Origin of the sequence: Dysgonomonas sp. ZJ709, assembly GCF_011039195.1 — a bacterium.
Taxonomy (GTDB): domain Bacteria; phylum Bacteroidota; class Bacteroidia; order Bacteroidales; family Dysgonomonadaceae; genus Dysgonomonas.
In genome coordinates this window covers 43893-67486 of sequence record NZ_JAAKEM010000002.1, presented here as the reverse complement: position 1 = coordinate 67486, position 23594 = coordinate 43893, and the positions used below count along the sequence as shown (strand labels likewise).

Annotated in this window: 19 protein-coding genes and 1 tRNA gene; 8 read left to right on the top strand and 12 right to left on the bottom strand. The window is 38.3% G+C overall.

From position 1 onward, the window contains the following. Positions 1-121: 121 nt before the first annotated feature. Positions 122-550: a helix-turn-helix domain-containing protein gene (locus tag G7Y56_RS02540; protein ID WP_165040826.1), complete on the bottom strand. Its 429-nt coding sequence runs from the start codon at positions 548-550 to the stop codon at positions 122-124. A gap of 585 nt (positions 551-1135) precedes the next feature. Between G7Y56_RS02540 and G7Y56_RS02535 the strand changes: the two genes are divergently transcribed. Together G7Y56_RS02535 and G7Y56_RS18480 are read left to right on the top strand one after the other, a co-directional pair. Next, positions 1136-1414 carry a hypothetical protein gene (locus G7Y56_RS02535; RefSeq protein ID WP_165040824.1) on the top strand — a complete coding sequence of 93 codons (279 nt, stop codon included), beginning with the start codon at positions 1136-1138 and terminating at the stop codon, positions 1412-1414. Positions 1415-1959: 545 nt separating this feature from the next. After that, positions 1960-2865, top strand: coding sequence for a hypothetical protein (locus tag G7Y56_RS18480; RefSeq protein WP_221412534.1), 906 nt, complete (start codon positions 1960-1962; stop codon positions 2863-2865). 223 nt (positions 2866-3088) lie between these two features. Here the strand turns inward: G7Y56_RS18480 and G7Y56_RS02525 are convergent. After that, positions 3089-3170: transfer RNA gene (locus tag G7Y56_RS02525), tRNA-Leu, on the bottom strand. Positions 3171-3484: 314 nt separating this feature from the next. Between G7Y56_RS02525 and G7Y56_RS02520 the strand changes: the two genes are divergently transcribed. Beyond that, a complete protein-coding gene (locus G7Y56_RS02520) occupies positions 3485-5260 on the top strand; it encodes a DNA polymerase III subunit gamma/tau (RefSeq protein WP_165040822.1) in 1776 nt (591 codons plus the stop codon). Here the strand turns inward: G7Y56_RS02520 and G7Y56_RS02515 are convergent. The 3 genes from G7Y56_RS02515 to G7Y56_RS02505 are packed head-to-tail and all read right to left on the bottom strand — an operon-like array spanning position 5257 to position 8666. Next, entirely contained in the window at positions 5257-6669 is a 1413-nt protein-coding gene (locus G7Y56_RS02515; protein WP_165040820.1) for a lipopolysaccharide assembly protein LapB, read from the bottom strand. The genes G7Y56_RS02520 and G7Y56_RS02515 overlap by 4 nt on opposite strands. Then, positions 6670-8376, bottom strand: coding sequence for a glutamine--tRNA ligase/YqeY domain fusion protein (locus tag G7Y56_RS02510; protein WP_165040818.1), 1707 nt, complete (start codon positions 8374-8376; stop codon positions 6670-6672). It abuts the gene before it with no gap. Between the two features lie 29 nt (positions 8377-8405). Next, positions 8406-8666 carry a hypothetical protein gene (locus G7Y56_RS02505; protein ID WP_165022773.1) on the bottom strand — a complete coding sequence of 87 codons (261 nt, stop codon included), beginning with the start codon at positions 8664-8666 and terminating at the stop codon, positions 8406-8408. A 101-nt stretch (positions 8667-8767) separates the two neighbouring features. Between G7Y56_RS02505 and galE the strand changes: the two genes are divergently transcribed. Continuing rightward, positions 8768-9802 carry a UDP-glucose 4-epimerase GalE gene (gene galE, locus G7Y56_RS02500; protein WP_165022776.1) on the top strand — a complete coding sequence of 345 codons (1035 nt, stop codon included), beginning with the start codon at positions 8768-8770 and terminating at the stop codon, positions 9800-9802. A gap of 96 nt (positions 9803-9898) precedes the next feature. Here galE and G7Y56_RS02495 read toward each other — a convergent pair whose 3' ends face one another. From G7Y56_RS02495 to rsfS, 3 genes are all read right to left on the bottom strand, one after another. Then, positions 9899-10729 (bottom strand): phosphatidate cytidylyltransferase, encoded by an 831-nt coding sequence (locus G7Y56_RS02495; protein ID WP_165040816.1) that lies wholly within the window; start codon positions 10727-10729, stop codon positions 9899-9901. Positions 10730-10859: 130 nt separating this feature from the next. Continuing rightward, a complete protein-coding gene (gene ftsH, locus G7Y56_RS02490) occupies positions 10860-12875 on the bottom strand; it encodes an ATP-dependent zinc metalloprotease FtsH (RefSeq protein ID WP_165040814.1) in 2016 nt (671 codons plus the stop codon). A gap of 76 nt (positions 12876-12951) precedes the next feature. Next, entirely contained in the window at positions 12952-13308 is a 357-nt protein-coding gene (gene rsfS, locus G7Y56_RS02485) for a ribosome silencing factor (protein WP_165022801.1), read from the bottom strand. Positions 13309-13460: 152 nt separating this feature from the next. Between rsfS and miaA the strand changes: the two genes are divergently transcribed. Next, a complete protein-coding gene (gene miaA, locus G7Y56_RS02480) occupies positions 13461-14375 on the top strand; it encodes a tRNA (adenosine(37)-N6)-dimethylallyltransferase MiaA (protein ID WP_165040812.1) in 915 nt (304 codons plus the stop codon). A gap of 36 nt (positions 14376-14411) precedes the next feature. Further along, positions 14412-15749, top strand: a complete 1338-nt coding sequence (locus G7Y56_RS02475) for a dihydroorotase (protein WP_165040810.1) — start codon at positions 14412-14414, stop codon at positions 15747-15749. 2 nt (positions 15750-15751) lie between these two features. Here the strand turns inward: G7Y56_RS02475 and G7Y56_RS02470 are convergent, their stop codons facing one another. Continuing rightward, positions 15752-18070, bottom strand: a complete 2319-nt coding sequence (locus tag G7Y56_RS02470; RefSeq protein WP_165040808.1) for a BamA/TamA family outer membrane protein — start codon at positions 18068-18070, stop codon at positions 15752-15754. A 549-nt stretch (positions 18071-18619) separates the two neighbouring features. Between G7Y56_RS02470 and G7Y56_RS02465 the strand changes: the two genes are divergently transcribed. Both G7Y56_RS02465 and G7Y56_RS02460 read left to right on the top strand, forming a co-directional pair. After that, positions 18620-20443 carry a YgiQ family radical SAM protein gene (locus tag G7Y56_RS02465; protein WP_165040806.1) on the top strand — a complete coding sequence of 608 codons (1824 nt, stop codon included), beginning with the start codon at positions 18620-18622 and terminating at the stop codon, positions 20441-20443. A gap of 265 nt (positions 20444-20708) precedes the next feature. Continuing rightward, a complete protein-coding gene (locus G7Y56_RS02460) occupies positions 20709-21224 on the top strand; it encodes a TlpA disulfide reductase family protein (RefSeq protein ID WP_165040804.1) in 516 nt (171 codons plus the stop codon). Positions 21225-21232: 8 nt separating this feature from the next. On the opposite strand, the gene ubiE is transcribed toward G7Y56_RS02460, so the two are convergent. Genes ubiE through G7Y56_RS02445 form a run of 3 tightly spaced genes read right to left on the bottom strand, consistent with a single transcriptional unit; the run spans position 21233 to position 23589 of the window. Then, complete coding sequence (ubiE, locus tag G7Y56_RS02455; protein WP_165040802.1) at positions 21233-21970, bottom strand: bifunctional demethylmenaquinone methyltransferase/2-methoxy-6-polyprenyl-1,4-benzoquinol methylase UbiE; 738 nt, start codon at positions 21968-21970, stop codon at positions 21233-21235. Between the two features lie 51 nt (positions 21971-22021). Further along, a complete protein-coding gene (locus tag G7Y56_RS02450) occupies positions 22022-22588 on the bottom strand; it encodes a zeta toxin family protein (RefSeq protein ID WP_165022816.1) in 567 nt (188 codons plus the stop codon). 53 nt (positions 22589-22641) lie between these two features. Continuing rightward, positions 22642-23589 carry a phosphoribosylaminoimidazolesuccinocarboxamide synthase gene (locus G7Y56_RS02445; RefSeq protein ID WP_165040800.1) on the bottom strand — a complete coding sequence of 316 codons (948 nt, stop codon included), beginning with the start codon at positions 23587-23589 and terminating at the stop codon, positions 22642-22644. Between the last annotated feature and the right edge of the window lie 5 nt (positions 23590-23594).

Genomic DNA, 23594 nt, shown 5'->3' with positions numbered 1-23594 from the left:
ATAGACTTTTAATTATGCTTGAGAACCGCCAGAGACAGATTGTAAATAAAATCGCGGCTAATATTTTCGAGTAGTTTTATTACGGCACTTTAACTAAAAAACTCCCTTGCGGGAGTCTCATTTATTTAAGTTTTGCTTTTAGTTCTTCTATCTGCTTATCCTTTTCTTTGAGGAGTCTTTCGTATAAGTCTTTAATATCATCAATAGGATAATTGTAATTATTTTCTTGTTCACATATACCTTGATTTAAAATCTCATGAGAATTTTCAGCAGAGGTATTTGTGAATGTATTATCTGTTACTGTAAACGATTTGATAACTTCTTCCGGTTCAAAATTCTTTAGGAAACCAACAGGAATATTTAGAGCCGTTGCGAATTTATCAAGGACAGGATCTTCTATTACTTCTTCCAGTTCCAAAGCAGATACTTTACTTTGTGACATACTTACCCTGAAAGCTAAATCTTCCTGAGTGATATTCTGACAGGTTCTCGCAATCCGTATATTCCTTCCGTGATTGGTTTTCTTTTTCTTTTCGGCAACAGCTTCCATATTTATATATCGTTATCAGTTGATTAAACAAATGTATCTCTTCGAAGTTTAGTGCTAAATTAAGATATTTTACCGCAACTCAAATAAGAATTTGCCGTATTCTTTATTTTTATATTCCGAAAAATAAAAAAGCTGCTGATATTCAGTAAATATAATATCGTCCGATAAAATATATTATTGCAGGGTAAGGCTCTATTTTTGTGATGTTATAATCTGAATGCGTCTCGACTTTTCTTTTAACCACAGAGCAAAAGTCAAGATGAACTCTCTGATAATATTTTAGAAAATGTATTTTAAAGCAAATATAAAAGAATATCTATATCTTTGTCCTGTCAGAAATGACAAGACATAATATAGTTTAGATATTAAGCGTTTAGCTGATTTCGTGTTGCACAAAAGTCGAAATTTAGTATTACACACGATGGACAGTAGACGCCTAATCCGCCTTATCATATAGGGCGGGAGGCGTTTCTTATCTGTGTGTATGGGCTTCGACTCCCAGTGCAACGATAGGTTAATGTCCTCCCGCTTCTTTATTGTTAAATGTCTTGCTAGAGGACAGGCAAGTTTGTTAAACTATATGCTATGTCTGAAAAGAACGAAAAACACAATACAAAGAACGATATGCCGGACGACTTCCGCCATGCGTCTCTCCCCATTACACCCGAAGAATGTATCGGACTGACTTTTGATGAGGTCGTGAAACTTTACCTGAAATATAATATCGCAAAACCCGAAGAAAAGAAACCCGATCTGTTAATCAAAATTCATTTATCGGATGCTACACTTATATGCCGCATCCACGATGATACATGTATTGACGCCTATTTCGAAACCGACAGCATTGTAAACACGAATAAATAATATCTGATACTCTTAAAAACACCCTCATTATTCACCGAACCCAAACCTAGAAAATGCTCCAAGTACTGCTTATAATTAAACATCTAATGGGAGCGAGAAAGGGAATGACTTTTGTCATTCCCTTTCTAAATTAATGTGAGTTTGATATATGTATCATATAATTATGAGGTATAGGTTGTGTTATCGATCGTTCCCTCCGTCATTTTTTCTCTGTTATTTTCTCTCTGTCATTCCGAAACGTAGTGAGGAATCTATTATCTCTTGAGATTATTAGCTGATAGCTATTAGCTAATGTTATAGAAGATCCCTCCTTTCAGTTCGGGATGACACATTTGGATAAAGGTTTTATTGTGCCTTTATAGAGGGTTTTGTAAAGGTGAGGGAGTGGATAAGTTTTGTGGGTGTGGATAGATAAACTATTTTATCCGTAAAATCTATATCCTAACTGACTATTAAAAGATTAAAACTATTAGAGACTATATTATCTTGTCATAATATTTTGAATGTATTTTAAATATTTTAACTTTGTTTTAAAGTTAAAATAAATGAGAAAAGAAGATACTTTGGAAAATACTATTATTGCAGAGCAAGCAAACGATAAATTAAGACCTGTATGTGGCATCGTCATGCCTATATCAGCAATAGATGGTTGTAATGAGAGTCATTGGGCTGATGCAATGTACATCCTAACTTCATGCATTGAGAGAGCAGGATTTGAAGCTAATATTGTAAGTAATGCAGATGATATTGGTGTTATCCAAAAAAGAATTGTTCAAAATTTATATGATAATCCTATTGTAATCTGTGATGTTAGTGGGAAAAATCCAAATGTAATGTTTGAATTAGGATTAAGATTGGCATTTGATAAACCAACGATAATTGTAAAGGATGAGAAAACGAGTTATTCTTTTGATACTTCCCCTATAGAACATTTAGAATATCCAAGAGATCTACGTTATAATAAGATTGAAGATTTCAAAATAAAACTTATTGATAAAATAAAGAAAACATACAAAAAATCACAAGAAGACCCTCAGTTTAGTACATTTTTAAAACATTTTGGAGAATTTAAAGTTGCTAAAATTGACCAAAAAGAGGTTTCGCAACAAGAGTTTATCATGGATGAAATAAAAAGTCTCAGAAGACTTATTCTACAAACGAATAGACAATCATCTTCCCAAAGAGAACTTATTGATAAAGATAAAGATAATAATGTTATTAATATATGCTGTAGAAATCATTCAATTTCTAAAATTGAAGAAGTCCTTCCTCTGATATCTTCTATAAATGGAGTTTTAGATGTTTCATTAAAAGAATTACGAGGTAAACATTTTCACGTAATTATAACAATTGAAGATTATGTAGATAAGTACAGTATTAGAAGTAAAATTAATAGACTTCTGAAGAATACTGAAACGAATCAAATAGACCTAGAAACTGATACACATTGATTTGTAGCTCAATACAAAAACAAATTGAAAACACATAATTGAACGTTGCGGACCGGCAACGCTCTTTCTTTTATATAAAAATATTTTCAAAAAAACTATTTACATTCAACTTTCAAAATCTTATATATCTTATCTGATATATGATGCAATATGTTTTCTCTACTATCAAAATAGTGGAATACATACAACGCAAAAGCCTGACAGATTTCTCTATCAGGCTTTGTGCGCATGAAGGGACTCGAACCCCCACGTCTCTCGACACCAGATCCTAAGTCTGGCGCGGCTACCAATTACGCCACATGCGCAGCTATTTTGTTAGCGAGTACAAAGATATAATTATTTTTATATTAACAACGATTTTGAATGAAAAAAAATCAAATAAATACTTATATACTACTTAAACATACGGGGAATCAACAAATTTATCCAAAGTCAATATTTCATTTTTATCTTTAATCCGATAAAAGATTTGCTATTCCGGTATAACACCACCCCAATATTTACACACTTGTATGACTAAAAGAATGATTAAATCTCATTGGACAGATACAGTCCATTTTTCACATTTTACTCTCGACTTTTTTTTATACATTTGTAATACTAAAGGAGAAAAATAAATATGGACAATTATATAGTTTCAGCCCGAAAATATCGCCCCATGACCTTCGGCTCGGTTGTAGGACAACGTGCGCTGACAACAACTCTCAAAAATGCAATAGCAACAGGTAAATTAGCTCATGCTTATTTGTTTTGCGGCCCCAGAGGTGTTGGCAAAACTACATGTGCCCGTATTTTCGCCAAGACAATCAATTGCCTGTCTCCCGCAGCCGACGGCGAAGCATGCAATCAATGCGAATCGTGCGTTGCTTTCAATCAGCAACGTTCATTCAATATACACGAATTAGATGCAGCATCTAACAATTCGGTGGATGATATCCGTTCGCTCATCGAGCAAGTACGCATCCCCCCACAAATAGGCAAATACAAAGTATATATCATAGATGAGGTTCACATGTTGTCGCAAGCAGCATTCAATGCTTTCCTCAAAACATTGGAAGAACCACCACATCATGCTATCTTCATATTGGCAACAACCGAAAAGCATAAGATATTACCAACTATACTTTCACGTTGTCAGATATACGATTTTAGCCGCATAACAATAAAAGATACTGTCGAGCATTTACAATATGTTGCTTCGCAAGAAGGCGTAACCGCCGAGCCGGAAGCACTGAATGTACTTGCCCAAAAGTCTGATGGCGGTATGCGCGACGCACTGTCGATATTCGATCAGGTCGTTAGTTTCACAGGAGGAAATGTTACTTACAGAGCCGTAATAGACAATCTGAATGTACTGGATTACGAATATTACTTCAAACTAACAGATTGTATCCTCACCGGGAATGTAGTGGATGGACTGCTTATTCTGAACGATATACTAAGTAAAGGGTTTGACGGAAATAATGTAATTACAGGAATTGCCTCTCACTTCCGCGATTTATTACTATGCAAAGATGCTAAAACGGCAGAACTGTTTGAGGTTGGGGCATCCATTCGGGAGCGATACATAGAAACAGCCAAGAGGTGTAGTAACGAATTTCTTTACCGAGCTATAGAGATAGTCAACGAGAGCGATTTGAATTACAGGTTAAGCCGAAACAAACGTCTACTATCCGATCTTACCATTATCCGCTTATGTCAATCGTCTTCACCTCAAGCAGGAATGGAAGGCGAAAAAAAAAAGCAGGTAATTGAACCTATATTTTCACCCAATCAGGGAAATACCCAACAGCCTGCTCCTCAAGCACAGGCAGCAGCACAAGCACCACGTCTTGCAGTAGCAGCAACGCAACCGCAACCGAATGCTCAGCCTGCTGTGACTTCGAGAGTAGCAAACCTACCCAATGATAAGCCAGCCGTAAATAAAGCATCCAGATCGCCCGGCGTAGGTGGTCTTGGCATATCTATTTCTGCGTTCAATCAGGAGAAAAAGGAAGAAGAAATTAGAGTAGAAACACAATCGGAAGTATTGACCGAACGCTTCACCCCTATCCAATTGATAAAAGAGTGGAAAGCTTATGCAGAAGTATTGATTGAAGAGCATCATCTAAAGAATACGATGCTGAACTGCCTCCCGAATCTTCAGGATAATAATATATTTGAGATTATTGTCAACAATCCGATGCAGGAACAAAGGCTTCTTGAGTACAAAATGGATATTCTCAATAAATTGAAGCTGCAACTTCGCAATACTCAAATACAGATGCAGGTACGTATAAGCGAAGACAATGAGAAAAAACTGGCGTTTACTCCTGCCGAGAAATTCAATTTAATGATGGAAGAGAATGAGAGTCTCCGCCGTTTAAAAGATGAGTTTGGATTAGAACTGTCTTAGTACTTCAAATTCTTGAACAGAGTTCTGCGTTCACGTGCATCATTCAAGTAAAAAATCAGCTGATCCCTATCGAAATGTTCATCAGAATGTGGATTATAGATAAATCTGAAGAGAGACAACAACTCTTTATCAGTAAACTGCTCGAGTAAATCATTAAACTGCTCATTATCATTTATCTCGAAATACAGCAAGGCTAAGCGTTGTTTCACAGCCAGATTAAGCGGATCGAGATCTAACAATTGCTCTGTATATTCGATAGCTTTCAGATAATCCTCTTTCTTTACATTGACAATTGCCAACATATCGAGCAAGTGAAAATCTTCCTGATTATCAGGATACACCTTTAGCAAATAAGCCTCCGCCTCATCATACAATTCCTGTCTCAATTTTATTTCACCGGCAATAATACTTAGATCAACAGAATCTTTATCATTACTCATCTGATCATCTATAAGACGAAATGCAGCATCTAATTCTCCTTGCAAAAGGAGGATTTGTACTCTTTTCGACACAACTTCCGTGCTTCTGCCGACCAGCTCTTCATACTGATCCAAATAGGCAAGTGCCTCTTCATACAACTCTAATGATTGGTAACATTCTGCCAAAAGGAAATAAATAGAAGTATCGCTCGGATTAGACAAGAGGAGACCATCAAAGATCTCGATAGCCTCGGATACCCGCTCGCAAAGAGATAAGCAATGAGCTTTAAGCTTCAATACATTCTCATCCGAATCATTGATAGCCAAAGCAAAATCGAAAGCGTCTATAGCCTTTTCAAATTCATCTTTCAACGAATGCAATTTCCCTACATTTACCCACGCTTCATAGCTATAAGAATCTATATCCAGTATCTTATTGCTGGCAACTATAGCCGCATCATAATCGCCCAACATCTCATAAGCATAAGCAAGATCCGACAGTACATCGACATTATCAGAATTATATTCTAAGCTTTTGTTGAAATAAAGAACTGCCTCATCGAAATAATCAGCTTCAACATACAAAAAACCCAATTCGGCCAATGCATTGTCCAAATCGGTGTCTTCTTCCTCTAATATCTCTTTCGTAAGGGCATACGCCTCAGCTAAAAGACCCAGCTGCAAATAACATTCTATCTTAACCAGATAAGAGTCGAAGTCGTACGAAGTTATACTATTAAGCAAACGAAGAGCCTCTGTGTACTCACCATCATAAGTAGCAAACTTAGCCTTCTTTAGCAACAAAGAAGTATTCTCGGGATGAATAGCCAAACCTGCGTCTATAACATCACGGGCAGCATCAGTATCGGCATTTGTATCGAAATAATCGGCCAACTCATCGAAGTCGTCAGCATCCAGATAGATACTTTTACCCAATTCGAGAGCCTCCTCATACTTACGTACAAGTTCAGATATATCTTTAAATGTCATTTATTTATCTTTAGCTTTCGACCAAGAGTCTTTTAACGGAACAGTACGATTGAATATCATATTTTCCGCTGTTGAATCGGGATCGACACAGAAATAACCTAAACGTTGAAACTGGAATTTATCTAATGCCTGCGCATCTTTCAGATATGACTCAATCTTACAGCCTTTAAGCACTTTCATTGAATCGGGATTAATAAGATCACGGAAGTCACGTTCATCCTCACTTGGATTTTCAACCATAAACAAGCGATCATAAATACGCACTTCGGCATCAAAGCAATCTTCTGTCGATACCCAATGAATAGTTCCTTTTACCTTGCGGGCACTTTCAGGCATTCCGCTCTTAGTCAATGGATCATATTCTGCATATACTTCAACAACTTCGCCATTTTCGTCACGTTTACAACCGGTACATTTTACGATAAAGCCATGTTTTAATCGAACTTCGTTACCCGGAGTCAAACGGAAATATTTCTTAGGAGCATCTTCCATAAAGTCATCTCTCTCGATATATAACTCACGCGAGAAAAGAACTTCATGATCCCCTGCATTTTCATCTTCCGGATTATTATGTGCCACCAGTTTCTCTGTTTTCCCTTCCGGATAATTGGTTATAACCAATTTCACAGGATCAAGAACAGCTGATACACGGTAGGCTTTTTTGTATAAATCTTCACGAACGGAATACTCTAACAATCCGATATCGTTAATAGCATCTGTTTTAGTGTAACCTATTTTATCTATAAAACTATGAATAGACTCAGGAGTGTATCCGCGACGACGGAAACCACTAATCGTAGGCATACGCGGATCGTCCCAACCTGCAACCAATCCCTCTTGTACCAATTGGAGCAACTTACGTTTACTCATAACGGTATAAGTAAGATTCAAGCGGTTAAATTCAAACTGACGCGGACGATAGTCGCTCGTAGCCAATTGATCGATAAACCAATCATAAAGCGGGCGATGCACTACAAATTCTAATGTACATATAGAGTGTGTCACACCTTCGAAATAATCACATTCGCCATGAGCGAAGTCATACATCGGATATGCATGCCAAGTATTCCCCGTACGGTGATGAGGATATTTAATAATACGATATATAATCGGGTCACGGAAATGCATATTCGATGATGCCATATCTATCTTAGCACGAAGCACCATGCTACCCTCTTCCAACAAACCCTCATTCATTTTTTCGAACAAATCGAGATTCTCCTCTATCGGACGATCGCGATACGGGCTATTTTCTCCGGCTTGCGTCGGTGTGCCTTTTTGTTTTGCTATCACTTCAGCCGATTGCTCGTCAATATAAGCTTTACCTTCTTTTATCAATTGAACAGCAAACTCCCATAACTGAGGAAAATAGTCGGATGCATAATACACATTAGCCCAATCGTAACCTAGCCATTGTATATCCTCCATAATAGAATCTACATATTCTACATCTTCCTTCACCGGATTAGTATCATCGAAACGCAGATTACATATACCACCATATTTCTGGGCGATGCCAAAATCCATACAGATCGCTTTAGCATGACCTATATGAAGATAACCGTTAGGCTCAGGTGGGAAACGGGTCTGTATACGACCGCCATTCTTACCTTCAGCCAGATCCTTTTCGACTATCACCTCTATGAAATTGAGGCTCTTTTTCGTTTCTTCTGTGTTCGTGTCAGTATTATTTACATCTTCAGACATAGTGAGAATATATAAGATTGTTTTTTATTTTATTTATCCGAGGCATTCGACATATAGTTCGAATATGCTTTATAGAATTCATCAAAATGATCGGCTCCTTTATAGCGGGCAATTATCGCCTGCGATTCTTCGAAAGCTGCGGCTGCCTTATCCAATTCATTATCTCTGATATATTCCAATGATTTCAGATTCAATTCGGCAGCTTCTTTAGCATCGCCATCCACAGACGAACAAGCACCTAACGTAATCAATAGAAACAGAGTAACAAATAAGAACAGAACTTTCCTCATAATGTAATATTTATAGTGCAAAGGTAATAAATTAGCCGTATATCATCTCCCATTACATACGATTTTCATATATTTGTTGTTTATAAAAAACTAATGCTTAAATGAAAGGAAAAATACTAGTTACGGGTGGGGCCGGATATATCGGCTCACATACAGTAGTAGAATTGCAAAACGCAGGCTACTCGGTAGTAGTTATTGATAACTTATCCAATTCTACAGCCGATTCGATCGATGGCGTACAGCGGATTACAGGAATAAGACCTGAATTTGAAATATTAGACTGCAATGATCTTGAAGGGCTAAGAAGGCTATTCAAGAAACATACTGACATAAAAGGAATTATCCACTTTGCTGCCAGTAAAGCAGTAGGAGAATCGGTGCAAAAACCATTGCTTTATTATCGCAACAATCTGGTATCTCTGATCAATTTACTTGAACTGATGCCCGAGTTTGGAGTCAAAAACATCGTATTCTCATCATCATGCACCGTTTATGGAGAACCCGATAAGAATCCGATAGACGAAACAGCACCTATTAAACCGGCAGAATCGCCCTACGGAAATACGAAACAGATAAACGAAGAAATTATACAAGACACTGTACGCTCAGGTGCAGATATAAAAAGCATCATATTGCGTTATTTCAATCCGGTGGGAGCGCATCCTACTGCAGAGATAGGTGAATTACCAAACGGTGTGCCTCAAAACCTTGTTCCGTTCATTACCCAAACAGCTCTAGGCATACGCGAACAACTAAGTGTTTTTGGAGATAATTACAGCACATCTGACGGATCGTGCGTCCGTGATTTCATTAACGTAGTCGATCTTGCAAAGGCTCACGTAATCGCTATAGATCGTATGCTCGGAAACAAATCGGAAGAAAAGGTGGAAATATTCAATCTGGGTACAGGAAAAGGAGTTTCAGTTCTCGAATTGATAAAAGTATTTGAAAAAGTATCGGGGACAAAACTGAATTATAAAATAGTAGATCGCCGTGTTGGAGACATAGAAAAGATATGGGCAGAACCTAGTCGTGCCAACAATGTTCTTGGATGGACGGCTAAGGAAAACATAGAAGACACTATGGCCTCTGCCTGGAAATGGCAACTTAAACTGAGAGAAAAAGGGATAATGTAATATTTCTTAGAAAAATATAAAATAAAGAAGAGGAGATTCAAACAATGGGTCTCCTTTTCTTATTTATTGCCATCCTTACAACAACAATAATAAAATTCAGATAAAATGCAGAAAGCATAAATAGATCGCCACGGCAGGAATAGCCAACAATGTGCTATCCATACGATCTAAAATACCTCCATGACCCGGAATCATATTACCGGAATCTTTAACACCCAAAGTACGCTTTATCAGTGATTCGAAAAGATCGCCCCAAGTGCCGCAAGCGACAGTCACGGCTGCAAACCCCATCCACTGATACATATTCAGACTCGATACTGAGAAATAATAAAACAGAAGCGAGGATGCAATTGAGAATATCGCACCTCCTATAAATCCTTCCCATGACTTTTTAGGAGATATACGTTCAAAAAGACGGTGTTTACCAAATGCCATACCTGTAAGATAAGCAAACGAATCATTCACCCATATAAACACAAAAATGGCAAGTATATAGATACTCTGATAGGTATCTTCAAAGAAAGGTCGTGCCAGATAACTCAACAGAGCCAACGAACCTGCAATATATACTTGTCCGAAGATTGAATAAGCCAAACATTTTATCGGATCTTCTTTTTTCTGATACAACTGACTTATAAATATTATAAACAAAAGAAGAAGATAGATAACAAAACCCAATAATCCCGAATGGAAATTATAGAGATAACCTCCCAGAAACAAAAAGACTCCGGCTACTATATTAAGCGTCTTAGATATAGGCACCTTTGCCGTTTTCTCGATCAATATGTAAAACTCATATAAAGCTAAACCTGTAATGAGAGCAAACACTCCGACAAAAGTATATTCATCAACAAGAATACCGCCCAACAAAAAAGCCACAAAAACGGCTCCTGCAAGTATACGTACAACAATATTTGGTAGTTTCAATGGAATCTAATTTTTGGTTTTTTCAACGAAAACAAAAGTAATTAAAAATTAGAATATTATCAGTATAAAAAAGCAAAAGGTACAACCTTTACAGTCGTACCTTTTGCTTTATATATTTTAAATCATGTTATTATGGCTGAACACCTTCAGGCAATACTTCCGAATCACCTTTTATTTCCTCCACCTTAACATCTTTAACTAAGCCTTCTGTTTCTCTTATTAATTCTTCCGAACGAGATTCCCATTGGCGTTCGCCAAATATCTTCTTAAGATCGTCGGCAAAAATAACTTCTTCAGTCATTAATCTATCAGCTAATGCCTTATGTCCGTCTTTATATTGAAGAAGCAATTGCTTCGCTCTTTCATATTGCTCATTAATCATTGCTTGTACTTCCTTATCTATCAGCAAGGCTGTCTCCTCACTATAAGGCTTAGTAAAGCCATAATTATCACCTGTAGAATCATAATAAGACAGGTTAGGTAATTTATCGCTCATACCCATATATGAAATCATTGCATAAGCCTGTTTAGTAACACGCTCCAAGTCATTCACTGCACCTGAGGATATATGTCCTACGAACACCTCTTCGGCTGCACGACCACCCAGCAAAGCACACATTTCGTCAAGCATTTGCTCCTTAGTCGTAATCTGTCTTTCTTCGGGCAAGTACCAGGCAGCACCAAGCGCTTTACCTCGCGGTACGATTGTCACCTTCACCAACGGATTGGCATACCTCAAGAACCAGCTTAGAGTAGCATGTCCCGATTCATGAATAGCAATAGTCTTACGCTCATGAATGGTTGTTACTTTATTTTTCTTTTCCAAACCACCGATAATACGATCGACAGCATTGGTAAAATCATCTTTCTGAACCACTTTCTTCCCTTTACGAGCAGCAATCAAGGCAGCTTCGTTACATACATTGGCAATATCAGCACCCGAGAATCCGGGAGTCTGACGAGCTAAGAATTCGATATCTACTGAGTCATCGATCTTCACAGGGCGTAAATGCACCTTAAAGATTTCTTTACGGTCATTCAAATCAGGAAGATCTACATTAATCTGACGATCGAAACGACCTGCACGAAGTAATGCTTTATCTAATATATCAGCACGGTTGGTTGCAGCCAGAACAATGATACCACTATTTGTGCCAAAACCGTCCATCTCTGTCAATAGCTGATTCAATGTATTCTCGCGTTCGTCGTTCGAACCCATATTCGGATTCTTTCCACGGGCACGACCTACAGCATCGATCTCGTCGATAAATATAATACAAGGAGATTTCTCCTTAGCCTGTTTGAATAAATCACGTACACGTGACGCTCCTACCCCAACAAACATTTCTACAAAGTCAGAACCAGACATTGAGAAAAACGGAACATTAGCTTCACCTGCTACGGCTTTTGCCAACAATGTTTTACCTGTTCCCGGAGGGCCTACAAGCAAAGCGCCTTTAGGTATTTTACCTCCTATTTCTGTATATCGTGTAGGATTCTTAAGGAATTCTACTATCTCTTCTATTTCTTCTTTAGCCTCGGCAAGACCTGCAACATCTTTAAATGTTACTCGTAGATCTGAACCTTTGTCATACAATTGTGCTTTCGACTTACCAACACTGAATACACCGCCTCCACCACCGGAGCCACCGCCCGACATGCGTCGCATCATGTATATCCATAAACCTATAATAAGAATAAACGGCAAGAAGCTTAACAGCACATCGGTAGCACTAGTAGTCGCTTCATAACTGACATCTATATTATAGTTATGTTCGGCTTTTACACGATCATAAAAGTCTGAAAATCTGTCAGCAGAAGGTATTTTAACAAAAATCACAGGATTTTCTCCGGCACGCTCTGCGTCATTCTTGAAAACATGCTTTACCGAATCCGTTCTTATAAATGCTTTTAGTGAGTTTGCTTTATTGTCTACAACAATTTTGCTGACACTATTATCTTTGACATAACCTTGAAATTCTGACCATCCAATCTCTTTCGACATGCTATTCTCTGTAAAGAAATACATTCCGACAATTGCTGCCAGAATAAACATATACACCCATACCATATTGAAAGGCATCTTAGGTCCTTTCAGGTTAGGTCCTTTGGGTTGTTTATTTTCTCCTTTATTGTAGTTATCCATATATTTTCTCCGGAAACTTCTATTTAGTTATTATTTTTTCTTCCAAGATATAACAAGCGGGTTCTGCAAATTGTTGTCAATCAACATCAGGTATTGATTCAAGTTTTGCATCAGCCCAAAGGTGCTCTATATTGTAGAATTCGCGTAATTCCGGTATAAACACATGTACAATAACTGTGCCATAATCGATTCCTACCCAACGGGCTTCGCGTAGCCCATCGACAGTAATAGGGCGCTCTCCTTTTTTCTTTAATTCATTAATGATCTGATCGGAAATCGCCCCTACTTGAGTCGGCATATTACCCTCACAAATTACAAAATATTGACAGATGGTACCGGGTAACTCTGTCATATCAACAACCACAATGTTTTTTGCTTTCTTATCTTGGCATGCGCCCACAATATTGTTTACTAAGCTTTTTACTTCTTTCATTCGCTATTTTAAAATGTAGATTTCTATTAAGCTACAAATATAACTCGTTTTTTTGAACAATCGACGTATATCTATCAGAAGAACAAATATTAAATTGTGTAAAATTGCTTAATAGAGAGCATATCAGCTCTCTTTTTCATATTTTTGCAGTCATGAATAACTATGATTCGATAACAATAATAGGTCCTACGGCTTCGGGTAAAACTACTTTTGCCTGCCAATTGGCACATAATCTAGATGCTGAAATAATAAGCGGTGACTCACGTCAGGTATATCGGTCGATGGACATCGGTACAGGAAAAGACTTGGACGACTATATCGTTGATGGCAAAGCTATACCTTATCACCTGATAGATATATGCGATGCAGGAGAGAAGTACAACATATATGAGTATCAGCACGATTTTCACAAAGTATATACTGACATAAAAAACAGGAATAAACTTCCCATTCTTTGCGGAGGATCGGGATTATATATCGAATCGGTACTAAAAGGGTATTCATTAGCCAACGTTCCCGAAAATAAAGAACTGCGAACAAAGTATGAAGGCAAAAGCCTGTCTGAATTGGAAGAAATCCTATCCGCATACAAGTCATTACATAACAAAACAGATGTAGATACAGCCCAACGGGCAATAAGGGCTATCGAAATCGAAGAATATAAGAAAGATCACCCCCTCGAGCAAAACGAATTTCCGCCACTAAACAGCCTTATTATAGGAGTAGATATAGACAGAGAACTCCGCCGTCTAAAAATATCAAAGAGACTCAAAGACCGGTTAGAAGAAGGGATGATAGACGAAGTCAAAGCTATTTTAGCCAAAGGAATCGTCCCGGAAGATCTTATTTATTACGGCTTGGAATATAAATATGTAACCCTATACATACTTAATCAACTTTCTTATCAAGAGATGTTTTCTCAACTCGAAATAGCTATTCATCAGTTCGCCAAACGTCAGATGACATGGTTTAGAGGAATGGAAAAACGAGGTTTACACATCCATTGGATGAATGCCGAATTACCAATCGAAGAACGAATAAAAATGGTGATGGCTTTAATGAAATGAGAAAATAACCCTACTTTTGTAAAAAAACAATTAGCTATGATACTTATTCACAACGCCACTATTATAAATGAAGGCACGTCCTTCATCGGTTCGGTTCTGATCGAAAATCACTTTATCACAAAAGTATATAGAGATAAAGAAGTCCCTGCGGAAATAATCAATCATGCAGCCAAAGTAGATGCAAAAGGCCTATGGCTGATTCCCGGAGTAATTGACGATCAGGTTCATTTCCGCGAACCGGGTTTAACACACAAAGGAGATATTGCTAGCGAAAGCCGTGCAGCCATAGCCGGAGGGGTCACTTCATTCATGGAGATGCCCAATACAAAACCTCAGACCACAACAATAGAAGCACTCAATAATAAATTCGAGATAGCGAAAAATAAATCATTTGCCAACTATTCATTCTATCTTGGTGCTACAAACGACAACTTACCGGAACTCAGAAAAGTTAATCCAAAAGAAGTTTGTGGGGTTAAAGTATTTATGGGATCGTCTACCGGCAATATGCTGGTGGATAAGAAAAAGGCTTTAGAAGCCATCTTCGCCGAAGTGGGTATGTTGATCACAACCCATTGCGAAAAAGAAGAGATCATTCAACAAAACATAGCTCATTATAAAGCAAAATTCGGAGAGAACATTCCACTTCAATATCATCCGCTTATTCGCAGTGCAGAATCTTGCTACCGATCATCCGCCGAAGCGGTAGAGCTAGCTGATAAATATCAGACACAATTGCATATATTACACCTTTCTACCGAGAAAGAGATAAGCCTGTTCAATGTAAAACCTTTGGCTGAAAAGAAAATTACAGGCGAAGTTTGTGTACATCATTTATGGTTCTCTGACGAAGACTATGCTAAATATGGCACACGTATCAAATGGAATCCTGCTGTAAAAACAAAACAAGACAGAGATGCTCTTATGCAAGGACTACTAAGCGGTAAGCTGGATGTCGTTGCTACCGACCATGCACCTCATCTGCTAGAGGAAAAGCATGGCGGATGTCTGCAAGCCGCATCGGGTGGCCCATTAGTACAACATTCTCTGCAGATGATGTTAGAATTGGCAAAACAAGGTAAAATAACCAAAGAACAGGTTGTTGACAAAATGTGTCATGCGCCTGCAATCCTCTACCAAATACATAAACGCGGATATATCAGAGAAGGTTATTATGCTGATATTGTATTGGTAAACCCTGAAAAACCATATACCATTACACAAGATAATATTTTATACAAGTGCAAGTGGGCTCCATTGGAAGGTGAAACCATGTCTACAACAATAGAGAAAACATTTCTAAACGGAAGAATGGCTTTTAACAAAGGAGTTGTGCACGACGTAAGAGGAATGGCTTTGAGATTCGACCGCTAAAATCAGAAAGGATACCCGATACCAAAGTGGAGAGCCATACGAGACAATCTCGGTTGAAATAAAACAAACCGATCGGATTGCGGTAAGCCCGGATCGTAGGCTCTGACTCCACAATCGAGACGAAGGAGGAGAAAACCTAAGTCGAAGCGTATACCTGCACCATAAGCTACAGCTATCTCTCTATAGAAATTGGAAAACTGAAACTGTCCTCCACCCTGAGCCTCATACTTCTTTAATGTCCAAATATTTCCCGCATCGATAAATTCGGCTAATTCAAGCAGACTATTTATCTTATGACGGTTCTCTATACTTATATCGAGTTTCATATCCCCCACCTGATTCACAAAGTCTTCGCTGTTATTGTTGCCACGATAAGAGCCGGGCCCCAGTCTTCGGGTATTCCACCCTCTTACACTATTAGCTCCCCCGGAGAAGAAACGCCGTTCAAAAGGCAATATATTAGAATTACCGTATGGATGTGCCAAGCCCAATCCAACATGGTATGCCAATGAATGTCTTTTAGAAAAATAAAATGTGCGGGCATAATCGATATTACCTTTTATGTATTCTGCATACGCCACTCCGAATATAGTCCTCTGTCCATTTTCGCCAGGCCTGTCGCCATTCATCGCAGCAATCAACCGAGGCAGTACCCCTGCCACTTCTAACGAACCACGAATAGAATAAGTAGGATATAGCGGATTGAATCGCCGCCCATTAACCAATGTAAATGAATAAGATGTACGGGAAATAAACTGGTCTTTGTAACTCTCCCTTAATAAGGGATTGTTTACATTATTTAGAAACAAACTATCGAACCGGGCCGATACCCAAGGCATACGAACATAGTTTATATCGAATAAATCGACACTATGAAGCAAGCGGTTATTATTAGACGACCATCCGTAATTGACAGTCATATTGAAAAATTCACGTGTATATTCGGGGCGATGCTGATTATTTAACCCGACGCTGAATCGGGTTGTCGCTGTTGGCATCTCCCGCCAGCTTTTCTTAAGAAAAGGAACAAGGAACAGTGGAAAGGTTATGCCTGTTTCTATTCCATATTCATAAAAACTCTGATTCAGCAGGTCGTCCTCATTTCCTCCGGAAATAAATTCGTAAGCACCTTTTAGTTTTATACTCAACTGCTCAGATCCATTAAATAGATTTTGATGCTGATAAGAAAGACTGGGTGCAACCCCTATATCCCCCGCTGAGTTTGTACCGTCAAGACTCGCCTTAAACCAATGTGCATTGGCAGGAGTCAGTAAGATTGTAGCATCCAGCAAATGTGTACTATCTTCGGAAGAGGGTGTCGTACTTATATTCACCTGCTTTATTGCACTCATCTGATTAAACGACTCGTATGTTTTGGTTAACGCTCTATCAGAGTAAAGCGCACCTTTTTTTATGTAGTTATTTCGGCGGATACTTGTTGATCGCAAAAATTTATTTTGCCCTCTTATTATCCAGATGTCATTGTATTGAGTTGTATCAGCATTTCTGAAATAAGGATTTTTCCGATTTCTTCTATTTCCCCCCTGAGGTCTATCAGGTGTCTCTAAAGAGTTGAGACCAGAAACAATAGTAACCTTATTCCAACGTAAACGAGGATATGGAAGACTATCTTTTGCCGGATAAATATTCATATACAAGTCTACCTGATGCGAATTAAGTGTTGTATCTGCTTTAAAATAAACAAATTCTTTCGAGAAATTATAATATCCGCCGTTACGCATAATGAGATTGACCCGTCCACGTTCCTGTTCCAGCATACTCATGTCGTAGAAGTCACCTTTCGCAAGATAAGGCTTGAGGGGAACTATTTTCATAATACGAGCCATGGTCGTATCTTCTATGGTATAGGTATAGTTACGAATAAGATAAGGGGTGCCTCCCTTTATATTATATGTCACAGTCATCTTCTTACCCTTAGCTCTAAGAGCTGTGTCTACCTCAGCATTAAGATAACCCTGATTACTCATTTCCTTTTGTAACTGAGTAGCCGAAGATGCTGCACTCCTCGCACTATATATAACAGGGGCTTGTCCCATTTTTCTTACTGCACGGGTAATCCATTTGCTGGTGTCTTGCCCTGCCATATTATAAATATTCAGACGAACTTTGCCAAAAAGAGGTAAGCTACCATTAGGCTGCTGGCGGACAAAAGATTCTAAGTCAGAGGTCGCATTTTTTGTGTCATGCTTAATATTTATAGCATCGAGTAAATACTCTCCTTCCGGAATGTTTTTGGTAGTACTACATGCCGCAATAATCAATATTAAAAATATACACAGTAATAAGCGAAGTCCTCTCATAATTAATATTAATAACGTTTTACAAATATAAATGTTTATTGACAGAAACCATTAAGGTTGCAAACCTATTTATTATTCAGATCATAGCCAGCAAATGGTTTTTAACTCTCAGCCTTCGTATTTCTCACTTATTTCGACAACTAGAGAATGTTAAAAGGTAACAAAAGTGACACTTTTTATATAGCTTTTCACTGTAACCTTTTGCTAATATTTTCACCTCTTTTCAATTTATTACCAGAAGTTGTCTAGACTTTTCAAAAGTCTTTCTTTTTACTCTCTCTGTCATGCTGAACGATAGAGAAGCATCTCACAACCGAGATTCTTCGTTCCTCAGAATGACAAAATAATACGAAAAACAAAAAGTCTAGACCACTTCCTATATAGATAAATCCGAAAGATCATATATCAACATAAAATATCAAATGTGCAGGAGGCTTCCTCTTCTATGCAGATTCAAATGCAAAACAACTTTAAAGCAAGACGCAAAGAGTTATGTGATGTTTTTATGTATTCTCTCTGCCAAAAATAACATACCTTTGCGGTCGAAATATGAAAGAATATCGATTGACGGATTGGTTGCCAACCACTAAGAAAGAGGTTGAGATAAGAGGATGGGATGAATTGGACGTCATCTTATTCTCAGGTGATGCGTATATAGATCATCCTTCTTTTGGAGCAGCAGTAATTGGTCGCATGCTCGAAGCCGAAGGATTAAAAGTCGCCATAATACCTCAGCCTAATTGGCGTGACGACTTACGCGATTTTAAGAAACTAGGCAAACCCCGTCTTTTTTTCGGCATAAGCCCCGGCGCAATGGATTCTATGATAAACCATTACACAGCAAATAAACGCCTACGTTCCGACGATGCCTACACGCCCGCAGGAAAAGCTGGTATGCGCCCCGACAGACCCTCTATCGTATATTCTAATATTCTGAAAGAATTATACCCCGATGTGCCCATCGTGCTGGGAGGAATAGAAGCCTCGCTGCGCAGAGTCACACACTATGATTATTGGGACGACAAATTATATAAATCGATTCTTGTTGATTCTAAGGCAGATTTGCTTATCTATGGGATGGGAGAAAATCCACTTAAAGCAATCGTTACCCAATTAAGGGAAGGGAAAGCAATAAATACTTTGAGAGAAATTCCCCAAACAGCATACCTTACAAAGGACAAAATCGACCCATATAAAGACAGAGAAGATATCCATCTCTTTTCTCACGAGGAATGTTTAGCGGATAAATTGAAACAAGCTAAAAACTTCCGCATAGTGGAAGAGCAATCCAATATGGTTCATGCTTCGCGCATTATTCAAAACTATAATGAAGGATCGGTAGTAATCAATCCTCCCTATCCACCGATGTCGGAAAAGGAGATAGATGCTTCTTTCGATCTGCCTTATACGCGTTTACCTCATCCGAAATATAAGGAGAAGGTTATTCCGGCTTTCGAGATGATTAAATTCTCAGTCAATATGCATCGCGGATGTTTTGGTGGTTGTGCTTTCTGCACCATATCTGCCCATCAGGGAAAGTTTATAGCATCGCGCTCTAAAAAGTCTATATTGAATGAGGTAAAGCAGATAACAGAAATGCCCGACTTTAAAGGTTATCTGAGCGATCTGGGAGGCCCTTCGGCAAATATGTACGCCATGAAAGGTAAAGACGAAAGCATCTGTGCCAAATGCAAACGCCCTTCGTGTGTGCATCCTAAGATATGTAAGAATCTGAATGTCGATCATTCGGCACTATTAGATGTTTACGCAGCAGTAGATGCACTACCGAAAATAAAGAAATCGTTTATAGGCAGTGGCGTCCGATACGATATGCTGCTCCATAGAAATGATGACGACAGACTGAATAAAATATCAGATAAATATACGAAAGAACTTATTCTGAATCACGTTTCGGGACGATTGAAGGTAGCGCCCGAACACACTTCTGATAAGGTATTGAACTGCATGCGTAAACCCAGTTTCCAGCAGTTCCACACTTTTAGAAAGATATTCGACAAAATAAATAAGGAATCGGGTATTAAGCAACAACTGATACCTTACTTTATATCATCGCATCCCGATTGTACAGAGGTAGATATGGCAGAATTAGCTGTTGAGACAAAACCCTTAGGATTTAAGTTGGAGCAAATCCAAGATTTCACCCCTTCACCTATGACTTTAGCGACCGAAATATACTATACAGGCTATCATCCCTATACACTGGAAAAAGTATATACTGCACGTACTAAAGATCAAAAACTGGCTCAGCGTCAATTTTTCTTTTGGTACGACAGAGAGTATCGTCAACAAATTATTCAATCGTTGAAAAAACTGAGAAGAGACGATCTATTAAATAAACTATACGCAAGATAATATTCTGTATACAAGAATTATAAAAGAGATAAAACAACAAAATATTCACTTATATTACATTTGTCATCCCGAACTGAAAGGAGGGATCTCTTATCTCTTGAGATTATTAACTAATAGCTAGGCTGATCTCAGAGCAGATCCCTCCTTTCAGTTCGGGATGACAGAATGGGTGAAAGACAGATATAACTCACAACTCATAATTATATGATATTGAGATCGAACTCACATTATTGAAATAATAGATTTAACAATTAAAGATACCACTATGAAACGACTAACAGCACTATTTTTATCCACAACACTATTTATTCTCTCTTTGTCTGCTCAAAAAGCCGAAGGCAATGTAGTAAGCAAAGGTGACCCTATGCCGTCTTTCGGGCTCTCTTCTACCAAATACGGAAATATAGATTCCAAAGATTTAAAAGGAAAAGTAGTCCTAATCACAATATTTGCCACTTGGTGCGGACCTTGCCAGAAAGAGCTGGCAGAAATAGAAAGTATATTATGGCCAAAATACAAGGATAATCCTAATTTCAAAATGCTTGTAGTAGGACGTGAACATACCGAAGATGAACTCATAAAATATAATACGCGTAAGAAATTCACATTCCCTCTATACCCTGATGCGAAACGTGAGTTCTCTAATAAATTTGCGACAAAATACATTCCTCGCGCTTATTTAGTCGATAAAAATGGGATGATAGTTTATGATTCTAGCGGATTCAAACCTGAGGAGTTTGATCAGTTGCTAGAACTGATTGGCAAGTTGACAAAAGAGTAATACATTTATTATTTAGAAGCCAGATACATGGAGCACACGCCAAATGTATAGGTCTTATATTCTGCCTGAGCAAATCCATTTTTCAAAAGTGTATTCACCATTTCTTTTCCCTGAATAAATGCCTCTATCGATTTAGGTAAATAAGAGTATGCAACCTGATCTTTCGAAATCAGGCGACCTATTGTCGGTATAAACAATCGTGAATAAAGCCAATAACCCTGTTTCACAGGAAAGTGGTTAGGTGTTGACAATTCGAGAATCATTAATTGACCTCCGGGTTTTAATACACGGAGTATCTCTTTCAAACCTTTATCCAAATCTTCAAAATTGCGTACTCCAAAAGCCACCATCGCAGCATCAAATGAGTTGTCGGCAAGATCAAGAGCCATACAATCCTGTTTTTCGAACGTAATCTTATCAGACAAACCTACCTTTTCGACTTTCTTACGACCGACTTCCATCATACCTTCCGATATATCGATGCCTAAAATTGACTGTGGCTTTAGTATATCATAAGCCTGCAATGCCAGATCCCCCGTTCCTGTTGCAATATCGAGGATTTGTTGAGGATTCACTTTTTTCAGCATAGACAAACCTTTATTCCGCCAACCTCTATCGATTCCCATCGACATAGTGTGGTTAAGAACATCATAATTCTCAGCTATAGAATCGAACATACGCTCTACCTGAGCCCCTTTGTTTTCGGAACTCGAATAGGGCACTATTTTCTCAGCATCGTAGGTCATAGGTTATAAAATATGGGATTTCTATTCGTTTTAAATAACAAACTGCAAAGATTATATACTCTGCAGGTAGTTGAATATCTCCACATGATGAATAGCTTGAATTTCATTTCTATTTCCTTCTGCAATCATTTGAAAAGGATCGGTAGAATTGTCAATCAATATCCAATAGTCAGAAATAGGGACATACATTCTGAAAAGATTGCGCATCCCGGCTCTATATCTTCTGCGAATCACATCTTCGGGCACATTGTGCCCTCCCATGCTAACTCGTTGTTCTACTCTCCTGATCGCTAGTTCCGGAGAGTCGAGCCAAAAATAAATGAGCGTAACAAAATAGCCTTCACTTTGGGCTTTTCGAATGAAACTGGCATAAGACTTTGTTGCCAATGTTGTTTCTATTGCAAAATCTTCTTTTAGTTGCAGCATTTCATTCATCCGATAAACCATAAGGCGACCTGCCTCTATCGAAGCTCTTTCGGGCTGAAACGGAGACAGACCTTTTGCTATTTCATCAGCATTGATGAACTCTTTACAGTCCAGCATCTCAGGAAACATTGCATATGATGCGAGCGTTTTTCCGGCACCATTACATCCTGATATGATATAAAGATTTGGCATATGAACTTATATTTTGTTCTTAGAAACCAGTTTGTATTTTCGCGGAAAAGAATTTAAACGGTTTCCAGATATTCGGTAATATTTTTCTTTAGACGGATAGCTACATCCGAAACATCAGCCTTAACGAACGGCTCTCCAACTATCTTTTCGTATAGCTCGATATAACGTTCCGAAACACTGTTGCAATACTCCTCTGTCATTTCAGGAACCTGCTCGCCGTCTCTGCCTTGGAATCCGTTTTCCATTAGCCATTTGCGAACAAACTCTTTCGACAACTGTCTTTGTTCTTCCCCCTTGTCGAATAACTCCTGATAAGTATCAGCATAAAAATAGCGTGAAGAGTCAGGCGTGTGAATTTCGTCTATCAGGTAAATTTTACCATCACGTTTACCGAATTCGTATTTAGTGTCCACAAGTATTAAACCTTTTTGAGCAGCGATTTCCGTACCACGTTGGAATAATGCGTAGGTATATTTTTCCAATTGTTCGTACTCCTCTTTGCTAACAAGACCTTGAGCTATAATTTCTTCTTTCGAAATATTCTCGTCGTGTCCTACATCTTCTTTAGTAGTCGGTGTGATAATAGGAGAAGGAAACTTCTGATCTTCTTTCATCCCATCGGGAAGAGCTACACCACAAAGAGTTCTTGCTCCTTTTTTATATTCTCTCCATGCACTACCGGTCAGATAACCACGGATAACCATTTCTACTTTATATTGTTCGCATTTCAGACCAACTGTAACCATAGGATCAGGCGTAGCCAGCTTCCAGTTAGGAACAATATCTGAGGTAGCCTCTAAAAACTTAGCAGCTATCTGATTCAACACCTGCCCTTTGTATGGTATACCCTGAGGTAGAACTACATCGAAAGCCGATATACGATCGGTAGCTATCATTACCAATGTATCTTCACCAATGGAATATACATCTCTTACTTTACCATGATAAACACTTGTTTGTCCCGAAAAATTATAATCTGTTGTTACTAAAGTATTCTTCATCTTAT